Origin of the sequence: Bradyrhizobium sp. WSM2793, from assembly GCF_000379585.1 — a bacterium.
Taxonomy (GTDB): Bacteria; Pseudomonadota; Alphaproteobacteria; order Rhizobiales; family Xanthobacteraceae; genus Bradyrhizobium.
Window position 1 is genome coordinate 112,235 of record NZ_KB902776.1, and the last position, 25,704, is coordinate 137,938.

Genomic DNA, 25,704 nt, shown 5'->3' on the forward strand with positions numbered 1-25,704 from the left:
CACATTTACAACCCATTAACCATGACGGGTGCTTTTCGCTGGTTGGGGGCATTTGATCGGCTGAGGCAAGGTTCCGTCAAGGTTGACGGAACGTTCGCTTAACCAACCCCCTGTAGACCGGACAGCAGTGGACTAACGTGAGCGTGGAGGCTCCGGAATGAAACATCCTATGCGTATCCTCCAGGGATTGAAGCTGGTCGCGGTGCTCGCCGTCGCGCTGTCGATGGGCGCCTGCGCCAACAAGAATGCTGCGACGGATGCGATGGCCAATGCGGCAACGCCTGGCAGTCAGCAGGATTTCGTCGTCAACGTGGGTGACCGCGTGTTCTTCGAAAGCGACCAGACCGATCTGACCCCGCAGGCGATCGTGACCCTGGAGAAGCAGGCGCAGTGGCTGCAGACCTATCCGCGCTACAGCTTCACCGTCGAAGGCCACGCCGACGAGCGCGGCACCCGCGAATACAATATCGCGCTCGGCGCCCGCCGTGCCCAGTCGGTGCGTTCGTTCCTCGCCTCGCGCGGCATCGATCCGAACCGCATGCGCACGATCTCCTACGGCAAGGAGCGGCCGGTCGCCGTCTGTAACGACATCTCCTGCTGGTCGCAGAACCGTCGTGCCGTCACCGTGCTGAACGCGAGCTCCTGACGCCGAGATACTGGCTCTCAGTCAGGCGCCGTTCATCTTCCAAGACCGATTATGCCGGCGCCCTCTCGGGCGCCGGTTTCGTTTCAGCAATCCGTGACAGAATCCCCGTGGTGCCAGACACATTTTTGGCGTACTCCCCTTCAATGTGTGGCGCGTCGCATGTTCCGTCGCAGGCCATTTCGCTTTCGTCGTCAGGGCAAGATGTCATCCAGATTTAAGGTCTTTACAGGCGCCGTGGCCATCGCCGCGCTGCTCCCCTTGTGCACGCCCGTCTTCGCCCAGACCGATGATGATCCCGAGATGCGGATCGAGCGGCTGGAGAACCAGCTGCGCCAGCTCACCGGCCAGAACGAAGAGCTGCAATACCGCAACCGCCAGCTCGAAGAGCGGCTGCGGGCGCTCGAGGGCGGCGCCCAAGGCGCGCCCGGACAGGCGCCCAACGTCGCGGCGATGCCGCCCGCCCAGGTCGGACCAGGTCAGGTCGCGCCCGGCTATCGCCAGCAGCCGCAGCAGCAGGCCGTGCAGCCGAATTACGAGCAGCCGCAGAGCGCCGCTCCGGCGCCGATCATTCAGGAGCAGCCGGCGCCCGGCGCTCCCGGCACGCGTCGCCGCGGCGATGCCTTCGATCCGAGCCAGAACCCGAACGCGCCCGGTGCGCCGCGCGCGCTCGGCGGCGGCCCGCAGCCGATGCCGTCGGGAGCACCAGGCGGCCGCGGCGCCGGCGAGCCGCTCGATCTCGCCAACACCGGCCCCCGTTATCAGCAGCAGGCCGCTCCCCCGGCCGCGCAGCCCGGCTATCCGCCGGCCCAATCCGGCTATCCGCCGCCGGCTGGCGGCGCCGGCCTGACCACCCTGCCGCCCTCGGCGACGCCGCGCGACGAGTTCGACCTCGGCATCGGCTACATGCAGCGCAAGGACTACGCGCTCGCCGAGCAGACCATGAAGAACTTCACGCAGAAATATCCGAGCGACCCGCTGCTCGGGGACGCGCAATACTGGCTCGGCGAGAGCTACTTCCAGCGCCAGCAATATCGGGACTCCGCGGAAGCCTTCCTCGCCGTCACCACCAAATATGAAAAATCGGCCAAGGCTCCGGATGCGCTGCTGCGGCTCGGCCAGTCGCTCGCCGCGCTGAAGGAGAAGGAGGCCGCCTGCGCCGCCTTCGGCGAGGTCGGCCGCAAATATCCGCGCGCCTCCGCCGGCGTCAAAGCCGCGGTCGACCGCGAGCAGAAACGGGTGAAGTGCTGACGTCGGGGTCCTGACAATGCGGATGGTGCTGCGCTAGACATCGTAACCATCCGCCTGCGGCAGTCAGGGCCCGCGTCATGTCAGACGATGACAATTCTCCGATCTCGGCACGCGAGGCGAGGCGGCTCTTCGCCGGCCTGAAGCGCGCGCCGGCGCTGGTGCTCGCCGTGTCGGGCGGGCCGGACTCGGTCGCGCTGATGTGGCTCGCGGCGCGCTGGCAGCGCAGCCTTGCGCGCGGCCCGCGTCTCACCGTCGTCACGATCGATCACGGCCTGCGGCGAGAGGCGGCGCGTGAGGCGCGCGAGGTCAAGCGGCTCGCCACTGAGCTCGGATTGCCGCACCGGACCCTGCGCTGGCGCGGCGCAAAGCCGAAGACCGGACTGCCGGCGGCGGCGCGCGAGGCGCGCTACCGCCTGCTCGCGCAGGCCGCGCGTGCCGTCGGCGCGAGCCATGTGCTGACCGCTCACACCCGCGACGACCAGGCCGAGACCCTCTTGATGCGCCTGTTGCGCGGCAGCGGACTTGCCGGGCTGTCGGCAATGGCCTCCCTCAGCGAGCGCGACGGGATCGTGCTGGCGCGTCCGCTGCTTGAGGTCCCGAAGGCGCAACTGATCGCGACCTTGAGGCGGGCCAGGATCGGCTTTGCCGACGATCCCACCAACCGCGACACCGCCTTCACCCGGCCGCGGCTGCGCGCGCTGCTGCCGCTGCTTGCGGCCGAGGGTGGCGATGCCCGCACGCTGGTGCGGCTCGCGGCCCGGCTGGCGCGGGCCAATGCGGCGGTCGAGGTGCTGGCCGACGGCGCCGAGCGCTTCCTCCGTTTGCGGGATCGCGGCGATGCGCCGCAGGCTGGCGTTCGAAGCTTCGAGGCCGCGACCTTTGCCGGCCTGCCGGAGGAGGTCCGGCTGCGGCTGCTGCTGCGGGCCATCAACGCGCTCGGGCATGAAGGGCCGGCGGAACTCGGCAAGATTGAATCTCTCCTGGCCGTGCTCGACCAGGCCATCGCCGCAAGCCCTCGCGCAGGCGCAAACGGCCGTCCGGCCATGAGGCAGACCCTTGCGGGAGCCTTGATCAGCCTTGCCCGCGGGCGTATCCACATCGCACCGGCGCCGGCCCGGCGTCGCAAGGGCGGATAGGCGCGGGCGTGGGCGGATCATGACACCGGCCAATTCGGCCCCGTGCCGTCAGGACACCTTAACCAGGCAGGAAAAACCCCGGTCAGGTCGCCATTATTTCAGCGGGAATCGCTCTAAGATGGGATAAATAGTCCCATCTCGTTCCCTTGGCAGCGACCGGGGCGGCACCTAAATTGTATGCGTCTAACGATGAGGATTCCTTGGGGATTTCCTCGTAGAGCCCAAGGATGAGGCCGCGATCCGCGCGACCACGAAGGAAGATCGATGAACGCCAATCTGCGCAATTTCGCCCTCTGGGTCATTATTGTCTTGCTGCTTTTGGCGTTGTTCACGCTCTTCCAGAATCCAGGTCAGCGGGCCTCCTCGCAGGACATCGCCTTCTCGCAGCTCCTGAGCGAGGTCGACCGCGGCAATGTGCGCGACGTCGTGATCCAGGGGCCGGACATTCACGGCACCTTCACCAACGGCTCCAGCTTCCAGACCTATGCGCCCAGCGACCCGACGCTGGTGAAGCGTCTCTATGACAGCAAGGTCCAGATCACCGCGAAGCCGCCGGGCGACAACGTGCCGTGGTTCGTCTCGCTGCTGGTCTCCTGGCTGCCGTTCATCGCCCTGATCGGCGTGTGGATCTTCCTGTCGCGGCAGATGCAGGGCGGCGCCGGCAAGGCGATGGGCTTTGGCAAGTCGCGCGCCAAGATGCTGACCGAAGCGCATGGCCGCGTCACCTTCGAGGACGTCGCCGGCGTCGACGAGGCCAAGCAGGACCTCCAGGAAATCGTCGAATTCCTCCGCGACCCCGGCAAATTCCAGCGCCTCGGCGGCCGCATTCCGCGCGGCGTGCTGCTGGTCGGCCCTCCCGGCACCGGTAAGACGCTGATCGCGCGTGCGGTCGCGGGCGAAGCCAACGTGCCGTTCTTCACCATCTCCGGTTCTGACTTCGTCGAGATGTTCGTCGGCGTCGGCGCGAGCCGCGTCCGCGACATGTTCGAGCAGGCCAAGAAGAACGCGCCCTGCATCATCTTCATCGACGAAATCGACGCGGTCGGTCGTCACCGTGGCGCCGGTCTCGGCGGCGGCAATGACGAGCGCGAGCAGACGCTGAACCAGTTGCTGGTCGAGATGGACGGCTTCGAGGCCAACGAGGGCGTGATCCTGATCGCCGCGACCAACCGGCCCGACGTGCTCGATCCCGCGCTGCTGCGTCCCGGCCGCTTCGACCGCCAGGTCGTGGTGCCCAATCCGGATGTCGTCGGCCGCGAGCAGATCCTCAAGGTTCACGTTCGCAAGGTGCCGCTGGCCCCCGATATCAACCTCAAGACCATCGCGCGCGGCACCCCGGGCTTCTCCGGCGCCGACCTGATGAACCTCGTCAACGAGGCTGCGCTGACCGCCGCCCGCCGCAACAAGCGGATGGTGACGCAGGCCGAGTTCGAAGAGGCCAAGGACAAGGTGATGATGGGCGCCGAGCGCAAGTCGCTCGTCATGACCGAGGAAGAGAAGTTGCTGACGGCCTATCACGAGGGCGGCCACGCCATCGTCGGCCTCAACGTCGTCGCGACCGACCCGATCCACAAGGCGACCATCATTCCGCGCGGTCGTGCGCTCGGCATGGTCATGCAGCTCCCCGAGCGCGACAAGCTGTCGATGTCTCTGGAGCAGATGACCTCGCGGCTCGCGATCATGATGGGCGGCCGTGTCGCCGAAGAGCTGATCTTCGGCCGCGAGAAGGTGACCTCGGGTGCGTCCTCCGACATCGAGCAGGCGACACGCCTGGCCCGGATGATGGTGACGCGCTGGGGCCTGTCCGAGGCGCTCGGCACCGTGTCCTATGGCGAAAACCAGGACGAGGTTTTCCTGGGCATGTCGGTGTCGCGCACCCAGAACGCATCGGAGGCGACGGTCCAGAAGATCGACACCGAGATCCGGCGTTTCGTGGAAGAGGGCTACAACGAAGCGACGCGTATTCTCACCGAGAAGCGCGCCGATCTCGAAGCTCTCGCCAAGGGCCTGCTCGAGTTCGAGACGCTGAGCGGCGACGAGATCGTCGATCTGCTCAAGGGCAAGAAGCCGAACCGCGAGTCCGTGCTCGAGCCGAGCACGCCGCGTGCCTCGGCGGTGCCCCCGGCCGGCAAGTCGCCGCGCCCGCGGCCCGATGCGGATCCCGGCCTGGAGCCGCAGCCGCAGGCGTAATCGCGAGCGACAGATGAGATTGCAAAACGCGGCGGAAACGCCGCGTTTTTTGTTGGCCGGCGGTTCGTGGATGCAGAGCGTCCCCGGCGCGAGCGAGGCGCGCGGCTTCCGGGGCAAACGCGGGAATCACTAAAGAAGAACTTAACGCTTGCGGCCTATTTTGGCCCGCCATGACTGACCAGGTCGTCCACAGCGCGGTTCAACCGTTTTCGGCACGTGCAGCGCTCCCTTGGGCAGTGGGCCTCGGTGTCTATGCCCTGCTGCTGATCGTTGGGCCGTGGCTGCTCGGTGATCCCGACAGCTATTCTCATATCGAGGTCGGGCGTTGGATCATCGCGCATGGCACCCTGCCGGAGAGCGATCCCTTTTCGTTTTCGAAGCATGGCGCGCCCTGGATCACGTTCGAATGGCTCTCGGAAATCGTCTACGCCGGAGCCTACGCATTGTCCGGCTGGCCCGGCGTCGTCGTCGTCGCAGCAGCGGCGATAGCGCTCGCCTTTGGCCTGTTCACCTTCTTCCTGCTGCGCGAGCTCTCGCCGGCCCTGACGCTGCTGATGGTGATCGCGGCCGTCATCCTGCTGGCGCCGCATATGCTGGCGCGGCCACATGTCCTCGTGCTGCCGGTGATGGTGATCTGGGCGGCCGCCCTGGTGCGCTGCATGGATCGCGGCGGGCCTCCGCCATACTGGGCGCTGCCGCTGCTGGTGCTGTGGACCAATCTGCATGGCAGCGTCGTGCTCGCGCTCGGGCTGATCGGTCCGGCGGTGCTCGAGGCGCTGCTGCGTGAGGAGCGAAGCGAATGGCCGCGCGTGCTGCTGCGATGGCTGCCCTTCTCGGCCCTTGCCCTCGCAGCGTCCTGCCTGACGCCGCACGGGCCGGAGCCGCTGCTGATGCCGCTGACGACGCTCGGCCTCGGCTCTGCGCTCGCCTGGATCGGGGAATGGCGGCCGCAGGATTTCAGCCATGTCGGTGGCTTCGAGTTGCTGCTGCTGGCCGGCATCTTTGCGCTCGCGCGCGGCGTGACGCTGCCGGTCGTGCGGGCCCTGGTGGTGATCGGCCTGCTCCATTTCGCACTGGCGCAGGTCCGCAACGCGGATCTGCTGGCCATGCTGGCGCCGCTCTATCTGGCGGCTCCCTTGGGCAGGAAGTTCGGCGGGCGGGTCACGGACGATGCGGAGGGGGCGTCGCGTGGCCTGAATCTGGCCGCGTTCGGTGTTCTGATCGCGATGAGCGGGGCGGCGCTGGCGCGCGACATACGGCCGGCTCCCGTCATCACCCCTCAGGCTGCCATCGCTCAAGCCGACCTCGCCAAGGCGGGGCGTGTGCTCAACGACTATTCCTTCGGCGGCTATTTGATCTTTGCCGGCATTCCCACCTTTATCGATGGTCGCGGCGAACTGTATGGCGGGCCGTTCATCGACCGCTACAATCGTGCCCTGGCGCTGGTCGACCTCGCAGATTTTCTCAAGCTGCTCGACGAATACGACATTGGCGCGACGCTGCTCGCGCCGCGGACACCGGCGGTCGCGATGCTCGACCGGCTGCCGCAGTGGCAACGCGTCTACAGCGACGACGTGGCGGTCGTGCACAAGCGGCGGGATACGCCGCAAAGATAAAGTCAGACGGTCCCGAAGGCCGCGTATTGGCCGCCGAGCGACACGCCGCTCAGGGCATCTTCGAGGCGACGCGCCGGTTTGGTGTCCCAGGGGAGCAGCAGGAAATGGCGGGCGCCGATCTCGCGCAAGCCGCCCGCAGCCATCAGCTTTCGGACTTTGCCGGCACTGAGCAGGACGGCGTCCCGGTCGAACTCACAGCGCGCAACGGCAAGACGTGTCAGCGGGTTGTAGGGATTGTGCTCGATCACGCAGACGAGCCCCCCGGGGCGCACCACCCGCCGCATCTCGGTGATGAAATGCGTCCATTCGGCCGGCACGATATGGTGCATCACGCAGATGGCCGTCACGAGATCGAAGCTGGCGTCCTCGAAGGGAAAACTGCGGCCGTCAAACTCGCGGTAGTCGACCCCGCTATTGGCCGCGCGGGCCTGCGCCAGGCTGGCCGACGAAACGTCGATACCGCTCAAGCAGCCGACCATGCCGTGCAGCAGCGGATGAAGGCTGCCCACGCCGCAGCCGACGTCCAGCATGTCGGGCCTCTCGGTGTTCAGCCGCTCCGCGATCAGATTGCGCAGCAGATCGGCCTTCGCGCGCATGAAGAAATCATGCGGCAAGCCGGAGAAGTCGATCGAGGATTGGACAACGTCACGGTAGTTGGCGTGATAGCCGTCGAAGAGCTCGCTCATGCGCCGGGTCACTCGTTGACGGCGTGGATGGCAGGGGCTGCCGCCGCCTCGTTGCGATCGAAGCCGGCGCGCGTCTGCACCACATAAAGCGGGCGGCGCTTCACCTCGGCATGGATGCGGCCGACATAGAGCCCCACGATGCCGGTCATCAGCATGTTGATTCCGCACAGCAGGGACACCACGACGATCGTCGACGACCAGCCGGTGACGAGATGGCTGTCCTTGCTGAGCCACAGCAGGATCACCCAGCCGCCGTAGAGCAGGGCCAGTCCCGAAACCGTCAAGCCGCACCAGATCGCAAGCCGCAGGGGCAGATCGGAAAAGCCGAGCGCGGCGTTCACCGCGAGCCGCACCATCTTGAACAGCGGGTATTTGGTTTCGCCCGCAGCGCGCTCGAGGCGGTGGAAGGCGACCTCGGCCTGCCGGAAACCGAGCCAGGCGATCATGCCGCGTACGAATCGATCCTGCTCCGGCATCTGCCTGAGTGCATCGAGCACCTTGCGATCGATCAGGCGGAAGTCGCCGACATCGGCGGGGATGCCGACCGAGGACATCCTGCCGAGGAGCCGGTAGAACAGATGCGCCGTCGCACGCTTGAACCGGCTTTCGCCTTCGCGCGACAGGCGGCGGGCGTGGACGACGTCGTTGCCTTCCTGCCATTTTGCGATCAATTGCTCGATCACTTCGGGCGGATCCTGCAAATCGGCATCCATCACGATGATCGCGTCACCTTCCGCTGCGTCCATGCCGGCGGTGATGGCAACCTGATGGCCGAAATTTCGCGACAGGCCGATATAGCGAAAGCGCGGATCGCGCTTGGCGAGCGCCTCGAGCACGATCGAGCTGGAATCGCTGCTGCCGTCGTCGACGAAGATCGCTTCGGCCGGACCGTCGAGCCGGGACAAGACCAGGTCGAGCCGGCGCAGCAGGACCGGCAGCACGGCTTCCTCGTTGAACACGGGGATGACGAGGCTGTAGCGGATCGATCTGGAATTGGCCGCCATGCGAGAGAATCCGGCTGGGTTGCAGGGGCGGGAGTCTAGTTCGGCGGTGGTTAAGGTCGCCTTGCCGCAACCGTTAAGGATCTAGGGCCCTCGGGCGATTGAGGGCGGAGGCGGAACGGGATGGCGATGCCCGATTAACCATGCTTGCGCAGCTGCGGCGTCGGTCTAGGAGCTGCGGCGGATCTTGTAGAGAACAAATCGCTGCGAGCTATCCAACACCTCCAGCAGATCCGGCAGCGGGTTCGCGGCCGGCGGTCCGAGCACATAGAGATAGTCGTAGTCCCGGTACCAGGTGCGGATGAACGGCGGAACGTCCGCCGGCGGCTGTCTCGTTGCGATCACCGCAAGCAGCTCCGACGGCACCGGTCCTCCGTAGGGAATGGCAAGGCGGCGCACGGCCTCGCGTGGCCGCACCGGCTGCTTGCCCGCTTCCGTGAAGAGGTTGGGCACGAACGCGTTGGCATAATGCACGGCCAGCGTCGGCGCATAGTACATCGGATACGAGGTGAGGTCGGCGAAGGGCGGATCACCATTGTCGCCCGTGCTGCCAACGAGAACGCGTGAGCCGCGCTCGATCTTCTGGAACGAGGCGATGATCGCCGCATAATCGGCGCGGTAAGGCAGCCACACCGCGAAAACGACCGCGAGATTGATCAGTATGATGCCGCTGATCGCGGCGAGCGCAGCCGTTCTCCAGGCCCGGCTGGGCAGCGACAGCGAGCAGAAGGCCGGCAGGATCAGAGCTGCAGCGGGAATCACGCGAAGGTCGACGAACGAGGTTCCGAACAGCTTCGAGGGAATGACGAGGTAAAGCAGCGCAAAGCCGATCGCGAGCCAGAGGCCGGCCGGCTCGAGCTTGAGGACGCCGCGCCTTGCAGCGAACAGCAACGAGATCATCAGCGCCAGCCCGGTCACTGCCGATGCCGTCGGGCTGTAGCCGTTCAGGATGCGCAGCGGCCAGATCGGCTTGAATCCGAAGAACCAGCTCGTCCCTTCGCTTCCGATCGAGCCCGCGGTCAATTGCATGATCCCGAACAACACAAGCGCCGGCAGGGCCAGCGCGCCGAGCCGCGCGGCCGCCACCCGGTACGATATTCGCTGCTGACGAATGCGCGAGAGCTCGTAGAGGCCAAGCGTCGCACCGTAGATGCCGAGCGAGAAGAAATGCGCCGCGTAGAGCGCAGCGACGAACAGCACGTTGGCGACGAAGCGCAGCGGCCATGGGCCTTCGGCCAGCATCAGATAGATTGCGATGCCCCAGAGAGCGAGGCCGAGGCCAAACTCGAAATTCACGAAGCCCCAGCTGAACGGCAGACAGTAGAGGAAAGCGAGTGCAGCGAAGCCGGCAAGATGGACCCGTCCCTTCCGGGTCCATTCCAGCAGCAGCGCGCCCCCGACGATCAGCAATTGGCTCAGCAGCAAAAACAGCCGCGTGGCGTTCTCGACGCTCATCAGCCGCGCCAGCTGCGGCACCAGCAGATCCATTCCAAGGTTGGGATAGAAGGCCCAGGCCACCTCGTAATGCGGATTGGCATCGGGGGTGCCGCTCTGGCTCAGAATGTACATGCGGGCGAGGTGATTGGGATAATCCACCATCGCAGGAATGGGGGTCAGCAGCACCGGAAGAAAGGAGACCGCCGCCAGCACCGCAAGAACGGCGATCGCCAGGGACCGCTCCGAGCCGAGCCGAGCCGGGATTGTCAAAATCGGCCTGTCAAAAGAAGACATGTCGCGGGATCGCCGGGGGTTGAGCGCAGTGGTCGCGTCCACGCCGCCTTTGGAAGGACGTCTCACGATTACGCGTACACGCCCGTAAGTAGGTTCTCACTTCGAAGGCGCCGCGGTCGCGCCGTCCGCATGGTCTCGCACATGGATCACGGCGATGTCGTCCGTATAGATCCGCTTCCAGCCCTTGATCTGGTCGAGGATCTGCGGGCCCGGCGCATCGGCAACCAGGAGCGTCGCATCGATCTTGTACTCGTCGAGCAGGCGCGGCAGCAATTCGGGCTTCTTGCCCTCCGTCGCCTTGAAGAAGTCCATGACGAATTTCTCGCCATAGAGCTCGGCACGGCCGTCAACGAAGACCGGAATATCGCGCGAGATCAGATAGCCGCCGAACTGGTAGGCATTGAAGATGCGCTGCACCTTGCGTTGCTCGAGCACGTCGACGGCCGCAACCGGCGTGTGCGTCGTCGTGAAGGTGAAGCGGTGGTGCGCCATGTAGAGCGACGTCGAGGTCCAGCTCGCCGCCACGATCATCAGCGCGCCAAGCGCGGTGACATAGCGGGCGGGCCAGCGCCCGGCTCCGGCGGCGTCAGGCGCCGTGCGCGGGAACATCTCGCCGAGCGGCTTTGCCAGCACGAGCGGCACCACGAACGCAAATGCCTCGATGCTCCTGACATGGGTCAGCGCGCTCCAGGTCAGGAACAGGATCAGGAGGATCCGGGGCGCCGACAGCACCAGGCCGCGATAATAGCCGAATGCGATCAGGCCGAGCAGGGCGCCTTCGAATGGGGTGAACGTGGAGAAGTTCGCGGGCATCCATTCGAAGATCAGCGACAGCAGTTCGCCGAGGCCGAGAATATTGGTCGCGCCCAGCAGCGTCCGCCAGCCATACGGCGTGCAGCAGCTCGCGATCAGAGCGCCGATTCCGAACAACACCCAGCGCATGAACAGCTGGAGCCGTCGTCCCTTCTCGGCGTGCTCGACAGCCTCGAGCGCGATCGGGCCGATCAGCACGAGGCCCAGCACGAAGCCGCCATGCAAATTCGCCCAGAGCGCCATCAGCGGCAGCCAACACCAGGACGGCGCGCTCTTGCGGTCGGCAGCTGCCATCAGCAGGCCGACCCACGCCACCATGACGGGCAGCGCCAGGATATGCGGCCGCGCCAGCACGTGATGGGCCGACAGCAGCAGCGCCAGCATCGCGAACAGCACTGCGCGTGGTGCCTCGATCTGAGCATCGAGCAGATAGACGAAGATCGCGACCGTGACCGCGACCGCGACCGCGGTGAGGATGACGGGGCCTGCCCAGTCCCATTGCGCATGGGAATAGGCGAACAGCACCTGCGACAGCCACGACGTCGAGATCCATGGCGCGCCCGTTCGCGTGAACGAATAGAAGTCGGTGGTGGGCATGGCGCGGTGATCGAGGATCCACTGCCCGATCTTCACCTGCCAGAACGAGTCGGAGTCCTGCAGCCGGGTGTCGCCGAGGTAGAGGAAGAACAGATAGACGCCGGCGCCGACACACAGCGGCACCAGGGCCCTCGCGCGGCTCTGCGCCGCGATGCTGTTGGCAAAGGAAAGTGACATGCCGCCTCGTCGTCCTGTTGTTCTTGTCGGTCGGGCATGATCCGGACCCGGCGGGCCGCGTTGGCGCAAAGTGAGGCGCGGTTTCCGAGAAGATCATGCTCGAGCAATCACCTGAAGCGCGATGAACGATTTATCTCATCGCGCGCCAGTCCGAGCGGGCGGCATTGGACCACGGGCGGTCATAACTTCGGGTAAACCGGCAGGCCACGCCGGTTTCAGGTCCCGACAAATTTAACAGATTGTTTTAGATTTCAATTTACCATCGGCGAATACACGCGAAGCGCTCGGTGTTTACGCAGTCGAATTAACTGCGGCGCAATTCTTTGCCTCTACGTTCGGTTCCATGGTCGGGCGGCGCTGGGAAGCCGAAAAGACCAGATCAGTTGTAGCCTCGTGTACTCATTTGGAGCACTCTATGAAGAACCTCGTTGCGCGTTTCCTCAAGGATGAATCCGGCGCCACCGCCATTGAATACGGCCTGATCGCTGCCGGCATCGCGCTGGCGATCATCACCGTCGTCAACAATCTCGGCACCACGCTGAACACCAAGTTCACCGCGATCTCGACCGGCCTCAAGTAAGACCGGACGAACTGCGAATTTCTGAGAGCTTCGTCGCTGACGGGGCTCTTTTCTTTTGGGCGAGGCCGGCAAGGCCCCTAACGAAGCCGGCGCTGCGGACCCACACGCCGTAACTCCGGTCGAGATAGAATTTCGCGGCCCAGATCGAGGCTGCGGCGAGCGCGGCGCCGGCAGCGACGTCGATGATAAAATGCGCACCGATCACCGGCGTCGCCGCGATCATCAACAGACTGAGCACGGCCACGATGCCGCCGATGCCACGCACCGGCCACAGCGCCCACATATAGAGCACGGCCGACGCCGCGTGAAAGCTCGGAAACGAGACGATGCCGGACAGAGAGAACAGCCGGCAAGCTCGCCTTTGACGAGCCGGTGGCCATAGGCGGCCGCGAGTAGCGCCGCGGCGATCGCCAGGGTCACACCGTAGGCGACCGGCTCGAGACTCAGTCCGGTCGAGGGGAAGCCGAGCGCCAGCAGGGTGGCCATCCCGAGAATCGGAATCCGGTTGAGGTGGAAGAGCTGCCAGGCGGTCCGGGAGTCCGTGTCGAGCATGGTGCGCCGAGGTGCAATTGCATTACTACCGTACAGTCACGGACCGCCTTCAAGATCGTGGTAAGAACTGTGGTTATCGGTCTTACAACCAGCGCGCAGTACTTTTAGCGTTTGTGGCGCGGCCTCTCCGGTGGCGCTCCCACGCATTTGCATCTTGTCATCCCGCCTGAATAGTTGTTCAGTCCTTGCGGGGCGATTTGCATCTTTTGCGTGACGAAGCGTTTGGCCGCAGGGCGTGCGGCAGGCGTGTGGGACAGGAAGCGCGCCATGGTTTATCGGCGGACGCATCAAGTGGTGAAGCGCCTTGCGGCGCGGCGCAGTGCGATCTTGACGGCGGCGCGGGAGACTGCGGCGGAAGGCGGGATGGCGGCGGTGCAGATCGCGCCCGTCGCGGTCCGGGCCAATGTCGCGGCCGGCACGGTCTACCGCTACTTCCCCTCCAAGGCCGAGCTGATCTCCGAGCTGATTGCCGAGGTCTCCCGCGATGAGCTCGCGGCGATCCGCCGGGCGGCCGATGCCGCGCCGGGGCCGTCCTCGGCGCTGGCGGCTGCCGTTACCACCGTGGCGGTCCATACCCTGTCGCAGCGGCGGCTGGCCTGGGGCATTCTGGCCGAACCTGTCGATGTCGATGTCAGCGCCTCCCGCCTTGCCAGCCGGCGGGAGATTGCCGGCGAGATAGCCGCCCGGATCGACGCCGCCGTGCGTGCCGGTCACCTGCCGGCGCAGGACACCGCACTCGCCGCGACCGCCTTGCTCGGCGCGCTGCATGAGGCCCTGGTCGGGCCGCTTGCGCCTGACAATCTCGATGATCCCGTCAAGATGCGCGATGCAGTGCAGACCGTGACGCTGCTGGCGCTCCGTGCCGTCGGCGTCATGGACGCCCGCGCCCGGGGTCTGGTGGTGCAGCAGACGCTGCTGCCGACCGCGAAGGCGCTCGTTGGGGCGTGAAATCGCGGTGCGCACGAAGCGGCCGGCCTGACAGCGCTCAGCTGGTTGACTGAGCGAGCCTTTTCGCAAAACCGCAGCAGGCTCGCCGGCCCCTCCGGCTACTGTGCATGGGGTTGTTTTTCGATTTTTTGTTTGGCGTGCCCTGGCGGGCCTACATGATCGCGTCGCCCTCGGGGCCGACCGAGGCGATGCGCACCATGTTGGTGGTGCCGGGGATGCCGAGCGGCACGCCGGCGACGATGATCACGCGCTGGCCGGCGCGGACGAAACCGTCCCGGAACGCGATCTGGCCGGCGCGGCCGACCATGTCGTCCTGGTCGCGCGCGTCTTCCGCCACCACGCAATGCACGCCCCAGACCACCGCGAGCCGTCGGCCGGCGGTGATGTTCGGCGTGATCGCCACGATCGGCGGCTTCGGCCGCTCGCGCGCCACCCGCACCGCGGTCGAGCCCGATGAGGTCCAGCAGATCAGGGCGGGCAGGTCGAGCGTCTCGGCGATCTGCCGCGCGGCGTCGGCGATGGCATCGCCCGCGGTGGATTCCGGCGCGGGGCGCTGCGCGGTGAGCACGGAACGATAAATCGGATCGCGCTCGACCTCCTCGCCGATGCGGTTCATGGTCGAGACCGCCTCGACCGGGAATTTGCCGGCCGCCGATTCCGCTGACAGCATGATGGCGTCGGCGCCCTCATAGACGGCGGTGGCGACGTCGGAGACTTCGGCGCGGGTCGGCACCGGCGACTGGATCATCGATTCCAGCATCTGGGTTGCGATCACCACCGGCTTGCCGGCGCGGCGCGCCATCCGCGTCATCTGCTTCTGCAGGCTCGGCACGCGCTCGAGCGGCAATTCGACGCCGAGGTCGCCGCGCGCCACCATCAGCGCGTCGGAGGCCTCGATGATGTCGGCGAGACGGTCGATCGCCTGCGGCTTCTCGATCTTGGCCATGACTGCGGCGCGGCCGCGGATCATCTTCTTGGCCTCGATCACGTCGTCGGCGCGCTGCACGAAGGACAGCGCGATCCAGTCGATGCCGGTGACGAGCGCCGCCTCGAGGTCGGCGCGGTCCTTCGAGGTCATGGCGGAGACCGGCAGGTCGGTGTCGGGCAGGCTGACGCCCTTGCGGTCGCTCATCTTGCCGCCGACCACGACCCGCGTCACCGCGTGCTCTTTCGAGGTCTCCTCCGCGATCAGGCGCACCTTGCCGTCGTCGAGCAGCAGCGCGTGGCCGGGCCGCAGCGCCGCCAGGATCTCCGGATGCGGCAGGTGGACGCGCGTGGTGTCGCCGGGGGCCTTGTCGGAATCCAGCGTGAAGGTCTGGCCGTTCTGCAGCTGCACCGAGCCTTCGGCGAAGGAGCCGAGCCTGAGCTTCGGGCCCTGCAGGTCGACCAGGATGCCGATCGGCCGGCCATAGCTGCTCTCGACGTTTCGGATCGTCGCCACCAGCTCCCGCATCTTGTCATGCGGGGTGTGGCTCATGTTGATGCGAAACAGGTCGGCGCCGGCCTCGAACAGGCGGCGGATCATCGCGAGGTCTGAAGAGGCTGGGCCCAGGGTCGCGAGAATCTTGATACGGCGAAGACGCCTCATGGCTTATTTCCAGACGGGGGCGAGGGAGCTGGCGGGAGGCCAGGCGGGGCGGGGGGCGTACCACCGGGCGGGCTATTGGGCAAACCCGGAACCCCGCCCGGGCCAACCGGACCGGGGAGGCCGGGTACGCGTTGCTGCGCCGGCTGTTCGTTGGCATCGGTAAGCTGCACCGTCCACGCCCGCTGCTCACCGGTGTCGACCTCGAAATAGCCGGTCCGGTCATAGCCGCGCGCGAGGCAATCCTCGGTGCCGCGGATGGTGAACTCCTTGTCGCGCGAGCACATGAAGGCCTGCCCCGACCACTCGCCGCCGCGGTCATAGTCGATGGCGTAGATGTAATAGTAACGGGCGACCAACGTTCCCCGCAGCAGGGTCTCGCAGGAGCGGGACGAGATGTTCCACCAGCCCTCGGTGGTCCAGCCCTCGGCGTCCTTGTAGCCGAGCGCAATGCCGACCCGGCTCGACGTGTTGTTGCAGAGACGGAAATCGGCGGAGGCGGGGCTGCTCCACAAGCACAGCAGGCCAATCGCCAGCACCGGGACCAACCGGACGAGCATGCGAAGGGGGGAGCGGGGAGATTCGGCGATCATTGTCGCGGAAGCTATATCAGATCATTGACGATTTGGCGTAGGGGCCGGGGAACTGCCTCAAGGCCGGGTTCGGGTCGGTTTGCGCCGGGATATGGCAAAATCTGTGACAGGACCCACCTGATCCCGTAAGGGTGACCTCCATCGGGTCAGGCCCAAGGGGATACCAAGGATACAGCCATGGCAATCGACGACAAAACCAGAACGGAGCTCGAGGCGGCCGCTTTCCGCCGTCTGGTCGATCATCTGAAGTCGCGGACGGATGTCCAGAACATCGACATGATGAATCTGGCTGGCTTCTGCCGCAACTGCCTGTCCAACTGGCTCAAGGAAGCCGCCGACGCCCAAGGCGTCGCCTTAAGCAAGGACGAGAGCCGGGAAGCCGTCTACGGCATGCCCTACGAGACCTGGAAGTCGAAATACCAGGGCACGGCCACGCCCGAACAGCTCGAGACGATGAAGAAGGTCCATCCCCACGGGCACTGAACGGCCCGGGCGCGCGCCTCGCCTGAGTCGCACCACACAACAGCTTTCTTGGCCTCGCCGCAGGAAGGTGTGGGCGCGCTGTGGACGAGCGCGATGCTGCCTTGAACGCCGTCGGTACCAACCCTAAGGGTCTACCAGCACGCGCGGTGAGGGATGCCGGCGTCACCTCGTTTTGCCAGTTCCATTGGGAGTACCTAGATGGCCACCTCCGCCGCCGTCCGCGACGACGAGCCCGCGACGAAATTTGCCAAGGACCAGCTCAAATCCATCATCGAGCGCATCGAGCGGCTGGAGGAAGAGAAGAAGGCGATCTCCGACGATATCCGCGACGTCTATGCCGAGAGCAAGGGTAACGGCTACGACGTCAAGGCGCTGCGCACCATCGTGCGCATGCGCAAGCAGGACCCCAACGAGCGCGCCGAGGCCGAGACCATCCTCGAGACCTACATGCAGGCGCTGGGCATGCTCTGAGGCGTTGGCGCCTCAAGCACGACTGCCGTAGCCCGGATGGAGCGACAGCGAAATCCGGGCTCTCGCAGTGTGAAAGCAATCCCCGGATTGCGCCGCGCTCCATCCGGGCTACAAATTGCGCGTGTTTCGTTTGCGAACGGAGTCGCGAATGACTGCGCCATCGCCGCCGCGCGAGGTGAGCCGTGCCTTCGGCGCTCTTCCGGCGCCGATCGGCAAGCGGCTGCTTCAGGTGCGTGCGCTGATCTTCGCGACCGCCGCGGCGCATGAAGAGGTCGGCCGGCTCACCGAGACGCTGAAATGGGGCGAGCCGGCTTATCTAACCGATCAGACCGGCAGCGGCTCGACGATCCGGCTTGGCCGCGTCAAAGACTCCGCGCATGCCGCCATCCTGTTCAATTGCAAGACGACGCTGATCGATAGCTTCCGCGAACGCTTTCCCGATCTGTTTGAATACCGGCAGACGCGGGCGTTGCTGTTGCCGGTGGCGGGCCGGCTGCCAAAGCGGGAATTATCCGTCTGCCTGTCGCTGGCGCTGACCTATCATCTGGACCGGCGAGCGAGGAAAGCGCGGTAGGGCGCTCTCGTAGCCTGGATGGAGCGAAGCGTAATCCGGGGCCGTCGTTGCTCGTGGCGCGATTCCCGGATTGCGCTGCGCTCCGTCCGGGCGACGAGACTGAATTCGTGGAGGTAGCTCGGCGCCTCAGCGCAGCGCGGCGGTGCGCATGACGAACGATGTCGTCTGGAGCTTCGCGGTCGCGCTGCCCGAAAAACTGTCGCAGGACAGGCCGTGCATCGGGTCGTCGACAAAGCCCATCGCGATCACGGCCTGCGGCTTGACGAAATAGCCGCGCAGCGCGGCCGTATCGAGCTCACCCATCAGCGTGACCGACATCGCGCGGCTGGCGCTCGGCGACAGCATCACGATCTTGAGCCAGATGCTCTCGCTCTTGGCGGCGGAGAGGCGGGTCGCGGTCGCGACCGCGCCGTCGACGCTCTTGCCGACCACCGTGTTGATTTCGGTCGCCTGAGCGATGTTGCGCGACGCGGGACGGGCCGAGCGCGGAATCGGCGCGGAGGCGGCGACGACATTGGCGCGATCGACCGGGGAGGCGGCAGGCGCAAAAGCCAGCGCCTGAAGGGCGGCGTTGGACACGCTCGCGGTCGGTTGCGAATCGGTGGCGGCGGCAAGGGCCTGGCGGGCCTTCAGCGCAGCGATTTGCGCCGGCGTCGCCTGCTGCGGCGCGGCCGGGACATCATCCCAGAAGCCGCGGGCATTGATGATGTCGGCCGGGGTCTCCGGCTTGCCGGCAGCGGGCTTGTCGGCCACCGGCGCGGGCTTCGGCTTGGGCGGTGCAACGAGCTGCGCATCGGCCGAGGCGAGCTGGATCGCGGCAGGGATCTGCGGCTTGGCGCGCGGCGTCGGCACCGGTTCGGCGGGCTTGGCGGCGGCTGCGACCACGGTCGGTACCGCCGGCTTGGCGGCCGGGGCGGGCGCGCCCTCGTCGTCCTCGTCGCTGCTGGCGGCCGGAGCGGCGGACTTGCCCTTGAACAAAGCGGCGAAGAAGTTCGGCTTGCTGCTGCTGGAGTCGTCGCCATTGCCGCGGCGCTCGATCTCGGCCTTAGCGAGCTCATAGTTCTTCAGCGGCACGCCGTCGGTCGGCAGATGCACCGTCTTTCCGTCCGGGAAGACGCGGGCGAGCTGGTCATGCGTCATCCGCGGCCAGTGCCGGACGCTGCCGGTATCCAGATGCACGAAGGGGGAGCCGGAGGTCGGATAGAAGCCGACGCCGCCGCGCTGGAGGCGCAGGCCGGCGAAGCGGATCTGCTCCAGCGCCACGCCCGGAATGTAGAAGTCCATCGCATGGCCCAGCATGTGCTGGCTGGCGCGCGCCACACCCGAGGAGCGGCGGCGGAGCATGGCGTTGGTGGCGGGGGAGCGGTAGGAGGAGATGATCTGGATCGGCTGCTTGCCGTCGACGTCGCGGTAGACTTCCCAGAGGATATCGAAGAGGCGGCGGTCCATGACCGTCTCGTCCTGGGTGCGCCAGTCGCGCAGGAAGTGGTTGAGCTGCTTCAGCGCCGCTTCGTCATAGCGGCCATCGCGCTTGAAGGTGACGGTCAGGTCTTCGCCGGAATGGGTGTGGTGGAAGGAGAGCGTCTTGGTCTCGTTCAGCGCGGCGGCGTTATGAACCGAGCCTGCGCCCGCAAGCAGCAATACGGCAGCGAGGCCGATCCGCGAACCGGTCTTCACTCCCGCATGGGACAACGACAGCACAGTTAATTGGCGTGCGAGACCAGTCAGCACGTATGAGCCCACCCAGTCGACGAGCGTTCAAATGGACTCTCCCGCCAACCCCGTAGCAGCGCGAAAGAGGATGAACGCTTTCTTAAAGCGAGAAGGTTAATTCGAGGTTGACCTTCCCGCCCCCAAACCAAGTCAGACTACAATCCTAACCCGTTGAGTGTGGCAAAAAAACGCCCGGTGCCGGGAGCCAGGTGGACAATGGTTAACGTTAAACGGCCCCATCCATGGGATGGGGCCGTTGATATCGTTGTGAAATTCGCAAAGCCAGGTCCGCGCTGGCTTACCGAGTGAAGACCCGCTGCTGCTGGGGCCGGCGGCCGACCGGAGCCGGCGGGGGCGTCGGCGCCCCGCCTCCGAACAGCCGCTCGAAGAAGTTCGGGCCGGAGGACCCGAAGCCGCCGCCATTGTTGGCCACCGCCACGCCCGAGGGCAGGGTCGTCGCCGGGCGCGAATAGCTCGGCTGCGAGTGCGCAACGACGGCCTCGAGATCCTTGCCGCGGTTGTTCTTCAGGATGTTGATCATGGTCGCGTCGCGGCCATAGACGTCCTTGCGGAACTGCAGCTTGCCGGCATCGTCCACAAAGGCGGTCTGATAGGTGATGTTGACCGGGACCGGGGTCGGGAATTTCAGGTCGATCTCGCTCTTGCCGTACATGCTGCGCACGCGCTCGGGCGTGTACTTCTCGTTCGGCATGGTGATGTTGAGCAGCACGGACGCGTACTGATCCGGGTTCTGCACGCGCATGCAGCCATGGCTGAAGGCGCGATCTTCCCTCGCGAACAGGTTCTTGTCCGGCGTGTCGTGCTGATAGACCAGGAACTTGTTCGGGAAGTTGAAGCGGATGCGGCCGAGCGCGTTGGCCTCACCGGGCGGCTGCGAGATGTGCACCGAGCCGTCGCGGTTCTGTTCGAGCTTGAGGCCCATGCGCTGGAGCACGGTCGGGTCCTGCTGCAACGCCGGCAGGTACTCGTTGTAGACGATCGACGGCGGCACGTTCCAGGTCGGATTGACCGTGATGTACTTCATCGTCTCGGTGAGCAGCGGGGTCGCGTGCGTGCCCGGCTTGCCGGTGACGACGCGGGTGGTCCAGACCTGCTGGCCGCGCTGCATCACCTTCAGCGTGTAGTCGGGAATGTTGAGGATCACATAGGCATCACCCAGCGCGGGCGCGCCGAGATCGCGCGGCAGCCAGCGCCAGCGCTCCATGTTCACCAGCACCACGTCGATCTGCTTGTCGCGCTTCGGAGTGTTGAGCGCCTTGACCGTCTTGTCGTCGAGGATGCCGGTCGCCTTCATCTCGGCGCCGCTCTGGAATTTTCGCACGGCGTCCGCGACCGCTGCGTCATAGCGGGTGTCGCTGGCGTTCTCGGCAAGGCCGAGCTTGGCGCGGAGTTGCGGCACGCGCGGATCTTCCACGACGATCTCAGCCTGCTTCTTGCTGGCCGGGGTGTATTTCAGCGCCGGACCATCGGCGATCTCGATCACCGGGCCGCTGCCTTGACCGCGAAGCTCCGCGAGCTTGGCCTTCAGCTCCTTGTAGAGCTTGTGGGGCGGATTGTAGCTGTCGAGCGCCGCGGAGGCGTCCGCCGCGGTCGTGACCTTGGCGAGCACCTCGTTCGGGTCGACCGGATGCTCGGGATAGAGGATGTCGCCGCTGACCTGGGACCAGTGCATGCGGCCGCTCTGGGCCTGGCGTGCATAGTCGAACATGCTGGCGGTGAGCTTGAGCTCGGCATCGGCCAGCGCATCGGGCGTGCTGGCGCTGGCGAAGTCCGGCACCGGATAGTCGGCGGGATTGAGGCCGTCGGACGCCGCGTCCTTCAGCCGCGCGATGACGCCCTTGGCCGCGGTGGTCAGGCTGCCGCTTTGCGTCCAGACCGGCGCGAAGTCCCGTGCGCCATAAAACTTCTCGATCGCCGCGCGCTCGTTCTTGCGATCGAAATGGCGCGAGGTCTTGGCGCCGATGATGTCCCTGAGCTTGTCGGCGACCGGCTGGTCGGCGGCGGCAACGTTGCTCGCGGCCTTCACGGGCTCAGCGACAGGGGCCGCAGCCGTGGCGGGTGCCGCAGGCGCAGCGGTTGCGGGCTCGGACTTCGCAGTGTCGCTCTTCGGCGCCTCGGGCGCGGGCGTGGTGGCGACGTCGGACGGCTTGGTTTCCACCTTCTCGGGGGCCGGGGCGGGCGCGACGTCAGCCTTTACGGGCGCCTGTGCCGGCTCCTTGGCGGAATCCTGCACCGTGGCGGTGGTGTCGAGCTTGATATCGGAGGCGGTCGGGGGAGGGACGTTGGCCGGCTCGGGGCGCGGGATCGCGGCTTCGATCGCGAGCTCGGCGGCGCTGCTGCGCGCCTGATCCTGCGCCAGGGCCGAGCTGGCCGACACCGTGAGGAAGGTTGCCGCGACCGTCATCAAGACACGGTCGAAGCCCGCACGGTGGTTCAAACAGTCACGCATTGTGTCGCACCCCTCGGGTGAACTGTTCCTCGTGGAACAGCTTTGTTATCGCCTATTGAGCTTCGGCTAAATCGCGCCGGCCTCTCGAAAGTTGCACGCCTGCACGCAACGATTCATACGCAGACGATATAAAGGCCCCGGTTTTGCAGCCAGCGCTAACCGGGACAACTCACGCCAAACTGACTTCAAGGGAGCCTCTTGGCAACGGATTGTGCGCCTGCCCAGCGCGCTTTTCCCTGTGTCTGTCACTTCCAAGTCACGGTTCAAGAAGCAGTCGAATTCTGTCGTCATGCGAACGGCTTACAGCCGGTCTCGCATCGCCGCACGAACCCTCGTTCGCATGAGGCTCAGTGCGTCTCCTCGCCGCTTTTCCCGCCATGTCCGGGAACCCCGGCCTCGTCGAGTTTGCGGTAGAGGGTGGACCGGCCGATTTTGAGGCGGCGGGCCACCTCGGACATCTGGCCGCGGTAGTGCGAGATCGCGAAGCGGATGATCTCGTTCTCCATGTCCTCGAGCGCGCGGACGTCGCCGGTGGGGGTCAGCATGGCAAGATTTCCCACAGCCGGGAGCGGCGCGATTGGTATTTCATTGCCCGATACCACCGAAGGGGTTGCCGCCGGCTCGAGCATCAGCGGAGCGGTCGGAATCTCGGTTACGGGATGCGGCTGCGAAGCGAGCAGAGGGAAGTCGCCGAGGCCGAGCTGGTCGCCGTCGCTCATCACCACGGCACGGTAGACCGCGTTCTCGAGCTGGCGGATGTTGCCGGGCCAGTCGAGCTGGGCAAGATGGGCCATGGCCTCGCCGCTGATGCCGGTGATCGCGCGGTTCTCCTCGGCGGCAAACCGCGCCAGGAAATGCCGGAGCAGATGCGGGATGTCCTCGCGCCGGGCCCGGAGCGAGGGGATCGTCAGCGGCAGCACGTGCAGGCGATAGAACAGGTCTTCCCGGAAGTGTCCCTGTTTCACCCGCTCCAGCAGCCGACGATTGGTGGCCGAGACGATGCGGACGTCGACCTTGACGGGCTTGCGGCCGCCGACCGCCTCGACCGCGCCTTCCTGAAGCGCGCGCAGCAGCTTGACCTGCGCGGTCAGCGGCAGCTCGCTGACCTCGTCGAGAAACAGCGTGCCGCCATGGGCCTCGACGAACTTGCCCATGTGCCGTTCGGTCGCGCCGGTGAAAGCGCCCTTCTCGTGGCCGAACAGAATGGACTCGACGAGGTTGTCGGGGATCGCGCCGCAATTGACGGCGACGAAGGGCTTGGCCTTGCGCTCGCCACTGCCATGGATGGCGCGCGCGAACATCTCCTTGCCGACGCCGGACTCGCCTTCGATCAGAACGGGAATCGCGGAGTTCGCCGCCTTCTGCGCGGCGCGCATCACGCCTGCCATCGCCTCGGCGCGGGTGATGATGTCGGAGAAGGTCAGCCGGCCCTCGCGGCTGTGCCGGATGCGCTGCAATTCGCCCTTGAGCGCGGAGGCGTTGAGCGCGTTGCGCAGCGAGACCTGGAGCCGCTCCACACCAACCGGCTTGACCACGAAATCGGCCGCGCCGGCGCGCATCGCCGAGATCACGTTGTCGATGCCGCCATGGGCGGTCTGCACGATGACGGGGACGCTGAGACCTGCTTCGCGGATTTTCGCCAGCACGCCCATGCCGTCGAGGCCGGGCATCACGAGATCGAGGATGACGGCGTCGATGGCCGGAGCATCGGGCGCGGTGAGGGCTGCGATCGCGGCGTCACCGGAGTCCACGACGACCGTCTCATAGCCGCATTTCTGCACCATGTTCTCGACCAGCCGGCGGGCTACGGCGTCGTCGTCGGCGATCAAAATACTGGCAGCCATGGTGTTCCCCGCACGCTACTACTATTTGTCTCGAATCGGGGCACTCTGGCCGAAGCCGATTAACGCACTCTTAAACCTTGATGCCCCCGCCCGCCGTCGCGCTTGTTGAACACAGGTTTCCCACACAATGAATTCGCGCTCCAAGCCTGCTCTTAAAAAGTCCGCCCTCCACAAGCCAGCTGCCAAGACATCCGCCGCCAAGAAATCTACCGTCAAGACGAAGTCCTCCGGGTCTTCACGCGCAAAGCCTGCGAGCAAGACCGGCAAGCTTCCGGAGTGGAACCTTGCCGATCTCTATTCCGGAATCGATGCGCCGGAAGTGGCGCGCGATCTCGAAAAGATGGATGCCGACTGCGTCGCGTTCGAGACGGACTACAAGGGCAAGCTGGCGACAGGGACAGCAAACGAAGATGGCGGAAAATGGCTCGCGGAAGCCGTGCGACGCTATGAGGCAATCGACGATCTTGCCGGCCGGCTCGGTTCCTATGCCGGGCTCATCCACGCCGGCGACAGCGTCGACCCTGCGATTTCAAAGTTTTACGGCGATGTGTCGGAGCGGCTGACGGCGGCGTCCACGCATTTGCTGTTCTTCGCGCTCGAGCTCAACCGTGTCGATGACGATATTTTGAACCGGGCCATGCAAGCGCCCGAGCTCGCGCACTACCGTCCCTGGATCGAGGATCTGCGCAAGGAGAAGCCATATCAGCTCGACGACAAGCTCGAGCAGCTTTTCCTGGAGAAGGCGCAGACCGGCTATTCCGCCTTCAACCGGCTGTTCGACCAGACCATCTCCGGACTGCGCTTCAAGGTCGGAGCCAAGGAGCTGGCGATCGAGCCGACGCTCAATCTGCTGCAGGACCGCGACGGCGCCAAGCGCAAGAGCGCGGCCGAGGCACTGGCAAAAACCTTCAAGGCCAATGAGCGCACCTTCGCACTGATCACCAACACGCTCGCCAAGGACAAGGACATCTCCGACCGCTGGCGCGGCTTCCAGGACGTCGCGGATTCCCGCCATCTCAACAACCGCGTCGAGCGCGAGGTGGTGGATGCGCTGGTCGCCTCGGTGCAGGCGGCCTATCCAAAGCTGTCGCATCGCTATTACGCGTTGAAGGCGAAGTGGTTCGGCAAGAAGCGGCTGGCTTATTGGGATCGCAACGCGCCGCTGCCGTTTGCCGCGACGGACGTCATCGGCTGGCCCGATGCGCGCAACATGGTGCTGACGGCCTATCGCGGCTTCTCGCCCAAAATGGCTGATATCGCCGAGCGCTTCTTCACCGATCGCTGGATCGACGCGCCGGTGCGGCCGGGCAAGGCGCCCGGCGCATTCTCGCATCCGACCACGCCCTCGGCGCACCCTTATGTGCTGATGAACTACCAGGGCAAGCCGCGCGACGTGATGACGCTCGCCCACGAGCTCGGCCATGGCGTGCATCAGGTGCTGGCGGCGAAGAACGGCGCGCTGATGGCGCCGACGCCGCTGACGCTGGCGGAGACCGCAAGCGTGTTCGGCGAGATGCTGACCTTCCGGCGGCTGCTGGCGCAGACCAAGAGCGCCAAGCAGCGCCAGGCGCTGCTGGCCGGCAAGGTCGAGGACATGATCAACACCGTGGTGCGGCAGATCGCGTTCTACTCGTTCGAGCGCGCGGTCCACACCGAGCGCAAGAACGGCGAGCTCACCGCGACCCGGCTCGGCGAGATCTGGCTGTCGGTGCAGGGCGACAGCCTCGGACCGGCGATCGAGATCAAGGCGGGTTACGAGAACTACTGGATGTACATCCCGCACTTCATCCATTCACCGTTCTACGTCTACGCCTACGCGTTCGGCGATTGCCTCGTGAACTCGCTGTATGCTGTCTACGAGAACGCGAACGAGGGCTTTGCCGAGCGCTATCTCGACATGCTCGCCGCCGGCGGCACCAAGCACTATTCCGAGTTGCTACGGCCGTTCGGACTGGATGCCAAGGACCCGAAATTCTGGGACGGCGGTCTCTCGGTCATCGCCGGGATGATCGACGAGCTGGAGGCGATGGGCTGAGCCGGTGGGCGGCCC

General features: G+C 65.8%; 21 protein-coding genes. 11 read left to right on the top strand and 10 right to left on the bottom strand.

Annotated elements, in window-relative coordinates; translation table 11 throughout:
* Positions 1 to 157 precede the first annotated feature (157 nt).
* From pal to A3AS_RS0111725, 5 genes are all read left to right on the top strand, one after another.
* Entirely contained in the window at positions 158 to 646 is a 489-nt protein-coding gene (gene pal / locus A3AS_RS0111705) for a peptidoglycan-associated lipoprotein Pal (protein WP_018317777.1), read from the top strand.
* A 201-nt stretch (positions 647 to 847) separates the two neighbouring features.
* Positions 848 to 1,894: a tol-pal system protein YbgF gene (gene ybgF / locus A3AS_RS0111710; RefSeq protein WP_018317778.1), complete on the top strand. Its 1,047-nt coding sequence runs from the start codon at positions 848 to 850 to the stop codon at positions 1,892 to 1,894.
* A 77-nt stretch (positions 1,895 to 1,971) separates the two neighbouring features.
* Positions 1,972 to 3,030 carry a tRNA lysidine(34) synthetase TilS gene (gene tilS / locus A3AS_RS0111715; RefSeq protein WP_018317779.1) on the top strand — a complete coding sequence of 353 codons (1,059 nt, stop codon included), beginning with the start codon at positions 1,972 to 1,974 and terminating at the stop codon, positions 3,028 to 3,030.
* Between the two features lie 264 nt (positions 3,031 to 3,294).
* On the top strand, positions 3,295 to 5,220 hold the full coding sequence (gene ftsH, locus A3AS_RS0111720) for an ATP-dependent zinc metalloprotease FtsH (RefSeq protein WP_018317780.1): 1,926 nt from the start codon (positions 3,295 to 3,297) through the stop codon (positions 5,218 to 5,220).
* Between the two features lie 170 nt (positions 5,221 to 5,390).
* On the top strand, positions 5,391 to 6,836 hold the full coding sequence (locus tag A3AS_RS0111725) for a hypothetical protein (RefSeq protein WP_018317781.1): 1,446 nt from the start codon (positions 5,391 to 5,393) through the stop codon (positions 6,834 to 6,836).
* Between the two features lie 2 nt (positions 6,837 to 6,838).
* Here the strand turns inward: A3AS_RS0111725 and A3AS_RS0111730 are convergent, their stop codons facing one another.
* The 4 genes from A3AS_RS0111730 to A3AS_RS0111745 form a co-directional block, all read right to left on the bottom strand.
* Positions 6,839 to 7,522 carry a class I SAM-dependent methyltransferase gene (locus A3AS_RS0111730; protein ID WP_049814853.1) on the bottom strand — a complete coding sequence of 228 codons (684 nt, stop codon included), beginning with the start codon at positions 7,520 to 7,522 and terminating at the stop codon, positions 6,839 to 6,841.
* Positions 7,523 to 7,530: 8 nt separating this feature from the next.
* The gene (locus tag A3AS_RS0111735) at positions 7,531 to 8,526 is read right to left on the bottom strand and encodes a glycosyltransferase family 2 protein (protein ID WP_018317783.1); all 996 of its coding nucleotides are present in this window, start codon (positions 8,524 to 8,526) and stop codon (positions 7,531 to 7,533) included.
* Between the two features lie 165 nt (positions 8,527 to 8,691).
* Positions 8,692 to 10,254: a hypothetical protein gene (locus tag A3AS_RS0111740; protein WP_018317784.1), complete on the bottom strand. Its 1,563-nt coding sequence runs from the start codon at positions 10,252 to 10,254 to the stop codon at positions 8,692 to 8,694.
* A 96-nt stretch (positions 10,255 to 10,350) separates the two neighbouring features.
* Positions 10,351 to 11,841, bottom strand: a complete 1,491-nt coding sequence (locus A3AS_RS0111745) for a hypothetical protein (protein WP_018317785.1) — start codon at positions 11,839 to 11,841, stop codon at positions 10,351 to 10,353.
* A gap of 415 nt (positions 11,842 to 12,256) precedes the next feature.
* On the opposite strand from A3AS_RS0111745, the gene A3AS_RS0111750 reads away from it, so the two are divergent.
* On the top strand, positions 12,257 to 12,421 hold the full coding sequence (locus tag A3AS_RS0111750; protein ID WP_018317786.1) for a Flp family type IVb pilin: 165 nt from the start codon (positions 12,257 to 12,259) through the stop codon (positions 12,419 to 12,421).
* On the opposite strand, the gene A3AS_RS48985 is transcribed toward A3AS_RS0111750, so the two are convergent.
* Positions 12,414 to 12,704 (bottom strand): phosphatase PAP2 family protein, encoded by a 291-nt coding sequence (locus A3AS_RS48985; protein ID WP_018317787.1) that lies wholly within the window; start codon positions 12,702 to 12,704, stop codon positions 12,414 to 12,416. The two genes, A3AS_RS0111750 and A3AS_RS48985, sit on opposite strands and share 8 nt — an antisense overlap.
* A gap of 536 nt (positions 12,705 to 13,240) precedes the next feature.
* Here A3AS_RS48985 and A3AS_RS0111760 point away from each other — a divergent pair.
* Positions 13,241 to 13,921, top strand: coding sequence for a TetR/AcrR family transcriptional regulator (locus tag A3AS_RS0111760; protein WP_026201906.1), 681 nt, complete (start codon positions 13,241 to 13,243; stop codon positions 13,919 to 13,921).
* 151 nt (positions 13,922 to 14,072) lie between these two features.
* Here A3AS_RS0111760 and pyk read toward each other — a convergent pair whose 3' ends face one another.
* Together pyk and A3AS_RS0111770 are read right to left on the bottom strand one after the other, a co-directional pair.
* Positions 14,073 to 15,509, bottom strand: coding sequence for a pyruvate kinase (pyk, locus tag A3AS_RS0111765; RefSeq protein WP_018317789.1), 1,437 nt, complete (start codon positions 15,507 to 15,509; stop codon positions 14,073 to 14,075).
* On the bottom strand, positions 15,506 to 16,099 hold the full coding sequence (locus tag A3AS_RS0111770; RefSeq protein WP_018317790.1) for a DUF1036 domain-containing protein: 594 nt from the start codon (positions 16,097 to 16,099) through the stop codon (positions 15,506 to 15,508). Before A3AS_RS0111770 ends, pyk begins: the two co-directional genes overlap by 4 nt.
* Positions 16,100 to 16,276: 177 nt before the next feature.
* On the opposite strand from A3AS_RS0111770, the gene A3AS_RS0111775 reads away from it, so the two are divergent.
* The 3 genes from A3AS_RS0111775 to A3AS_RS0111785 all read left to right on the top strand — a co-directional run bounded on the left by A3AS_RS0111775 (position 16,277) and on the right by A3AS_RS0111785 (position 17,627).
* Complete coding sequence (locus tag A3AS_RS0111775; RefSeq protein ID WP_018317791.1) at positions 16,277 to 16,582, top strand: DUF1244 domain-containing protein; 306 nt, start codon at positions 16,277 to 16,279, stop codon at positions 16,580 to 16,582.
* A gap of 198 nt (positions 16,583 to 16,780) precedes the next feature.
* Positions 16,781 to 17,053 (top strand): DUF2312 domain-containing protein, encoded by a 273-nt coding sequence (locus tag A3AS_RS0111780; protein WP_014492426.1) that lies wholly within the window; start codon positions 16,781 to 16,783, stop codon positions 17,051 to 17,053.
* 148 nt (positions 17,054 to 17,201) lie between these two features.
* Positions 17,202 to 17,627: a DUF1801 domain-containing protein gene (locus tag A3AS_RS0111785; protein ID WP_018317792.1), complete on the top strand. Its 426-nt coding sequence runs from the start codon at positions 17,202 to 17,204 to the stop codon at positions 17,625 to 17,627.
* 126 nt (positions 17,628 to 17,753) lie between these two features.
* Here the strand turns inward: A3AS_RS0111785 and A3AS_RS0111790 are convergent, their stop codons facing one another.
* From A3AS_RS0111790 to A3AS_RS0111800, 3 genes are all read right to left on the bottom strand, one after another.
* Positions 17,754 to 19,370 (bottom strand): DUF882 domain-containing protein, encoded by a 1,617-nt coding sequence (locus tag A3AS_RS0111790; RefSeq protein WP_018317793.1) that lies wholly within the window; start codon positions 19,368 to 19,370, stop codon positions 17,754 to 17,756.
* A 268-nt stretch (positions 19,371 to 19,638) separates the two neighbouring features.
* Positions 19,639 to 21,810 (bottom strand): murein L,D-transpeptidase, encoded by a 2,172-nt coding sequence (locus A3AS_RS0111795; RefSeq protein ID WP_018317794.1) that lies wholly within the window; start codon positions 21,808 to 21,810, stop codon positions 19,639 to 19,641.
* Positions 21,811 to 22,157: 347 nt separating this feature from the next.
* The gene (locus tag A3AS_RS0111800; protein WP_018317795.1) at positions 22,158 to 23,654 is read right to left on the bottom strand and encodes a sigma-54 dependent transcriptional regulator; all 1,497 of its coding nucleotides are present in this window, start codon (positions 23,652 to 23,654) and stop codon (positions 22,158 to 22,160) included.
* Positions 23,655 to 23,781: 127 nt separating this feature from the next.
* On the opposite strand from A3AS_RS0111800, the gene A3AS_RS0111805 reads away from it, so the two are divergent.
* Positions 23,782 to 25,689: a M3 family oligoendopeptidase gene (locus tag A3AS_RS0111805; RefSeq protein ID WP_018317796.1), complete on the top strand. Its 1,908-nt coding sequence runs from the start codon at positions 23,782 to 23,784 to the stop codon at positions 25,687 to 25,689.
* The last annotated feature ends 15 nt before the right edge of the window (positions 25,690 to 25,704 follow it).

What these genes read in the sequence shown, in the direction of transcription:
- A3AS_RS0111785 (WP_018317792.1), top strand. Translation starts at nt 17,202, where the DNA reads ATGACTGCGCCATCGCCGCCGCGCGAGGTGAGCCGTGCCTTCGGCGCT.
- A3AS_RS0111735 (WP_018317783.1), bottom strand. Translation starts at nt 8,526, where the DNA reads ATGGCGGCCAATTCCAGATCGATCCGCTACAGCCTCGTCATCCCCGTG.
- A3AS_RS0111775 (WP_018317791.1), top strand. Translation starts at nt 16,277, where the DNA reads ATGGCAATCGACGACAAAACCAGAACGGAGCTCGAGGCGGCCGCTTTC.
- A3AS_RS0111730 (WP_049814853.1), bottom strand. Translation starts at nt 7,522, where the DNA reads ATGAGCGAGCTCTTCGACGGCTATCACGCCAACTACCGTGACGTTGTC.
- tilS (WP_018317779.1), top strand. Translation starts at nt 1,972, where the DNA reads ATGTCAGACGATGACAATTCTCCGATCTCGGCACGCGAGGCGAGGCGG.
- ftsH (WP_018317780.1), top strand. Translation starts at nt 3,295, where the DNA reads ATGAACGCCAATCTGCGCAATTTCGCCCTCTGGGTCATTATTGTCTTG.
- A3AS_RS0111780 (WP_014492426.1), top strand. Translation starts at nt 16,781, where the DNA reads ATGGCCACCTCCGCCGCCGTCCGCGACGACGAGCCCGCGACGAAATTT.
- pyk (WP_018317789.1), bottom strand. Translation starts at nt 15,509, where the DNA reads ATGAGGCGTCTTCGCCGTATCAAGATTCTCGCGACCCTGGGCCCAGCC.
- A3AS_RS0111745 (WP_018317785.1), bottom strand. Translation starts at nt 11,841, where the DNA reads ATGTCACTTTCCTTTGCCAACAGCATCGCGGCGCAGAGCCGCGCGAGG.
- A3AS_RS0111795 (WP_018317794.1), bottom strand. Translation starts at nt 21,810, where the DNA reads ATGCGTGACTGTTTGAACCACCGTGCGGGCTTCGACCGTGTCTTGATG.
- A3AS_RS48985 (WP_018317787.1), bottom strand. Translation starts at nt 12,704, where the DNA reads ATGTGGGCGCTGTGGCCGGTGCGTGGCATCGGCGGCATCGTGGCCGTG.
- A3AS_RS0111805 (WP_018317796.1), top strand. Translation starts at nt 23,782, where the DNA reads ATGAATTCGCGCTCCAAGCCTGCTCTTAAAAAGTCCGCCCTCCACAAG.
- A3AS_RS0111770 (WP_018317790.1), bottom strand. Translation starts at nt 16,099, where the DNA reads ATGATCGCCGAATCTCCCCGCTCCCCCCTTCGCATGCTCGTCCGGTTG.
- pal (WP_018317777.1), top strand. Translation starts at nt 158, where the DNA reads ATGAAACATCCTATGCGTATCCTCCAGGGATTGAAGCTGGTCGCGGTG.
- A3AS_RS0111725 (WP_018317781.1), top strand. Translation starts at nt 5,391, where the DNA reads ATGACTGACCAGGTCGTCCACAGCGCGGTTCAACCGTTTTCGGCACGT.
- A3AS_RS0111740 (WP_018317784.1), bottom strand. Translation starts at nt 10,254, where the DNA reads ATGTCTTCTTTTGACAGGCCGATTTTGACAATCCCGGCTCGGCTCGGC.
- A3AS_RS0111750 (WP_018317786.1), top strand. Translation starts at nt 12,257, where the DNA reads ATGAAGAACCTCGTTGCGCGTTTCCTCAAGGATGAATCCGGCGCCACC.
- A3AS_RS0111760 (WP_026201906.1), top strand. Translation starts at nt 13,241, where the DNA reads ATGGTTTATCGGCGGACGCATCAAGTGGTGAAGCGCCTTGCGGCGCGG.
- ybgF (WP_018317778.1), top strand. Translation starts at nt 848, where the DNA reads ATGTCATCCAGATTTAAGGTCTTTACAGGCGCCGTGGCCATCGCCGCG.
- A3AS_RS0111800 (WP_018317795.1), bottom strand. Translation starts at nt 23,654, where the DNA reads ATGGCTGCCAGTATTTTGATCGCCGACGACGACGCCGTAGCCCGCCGG.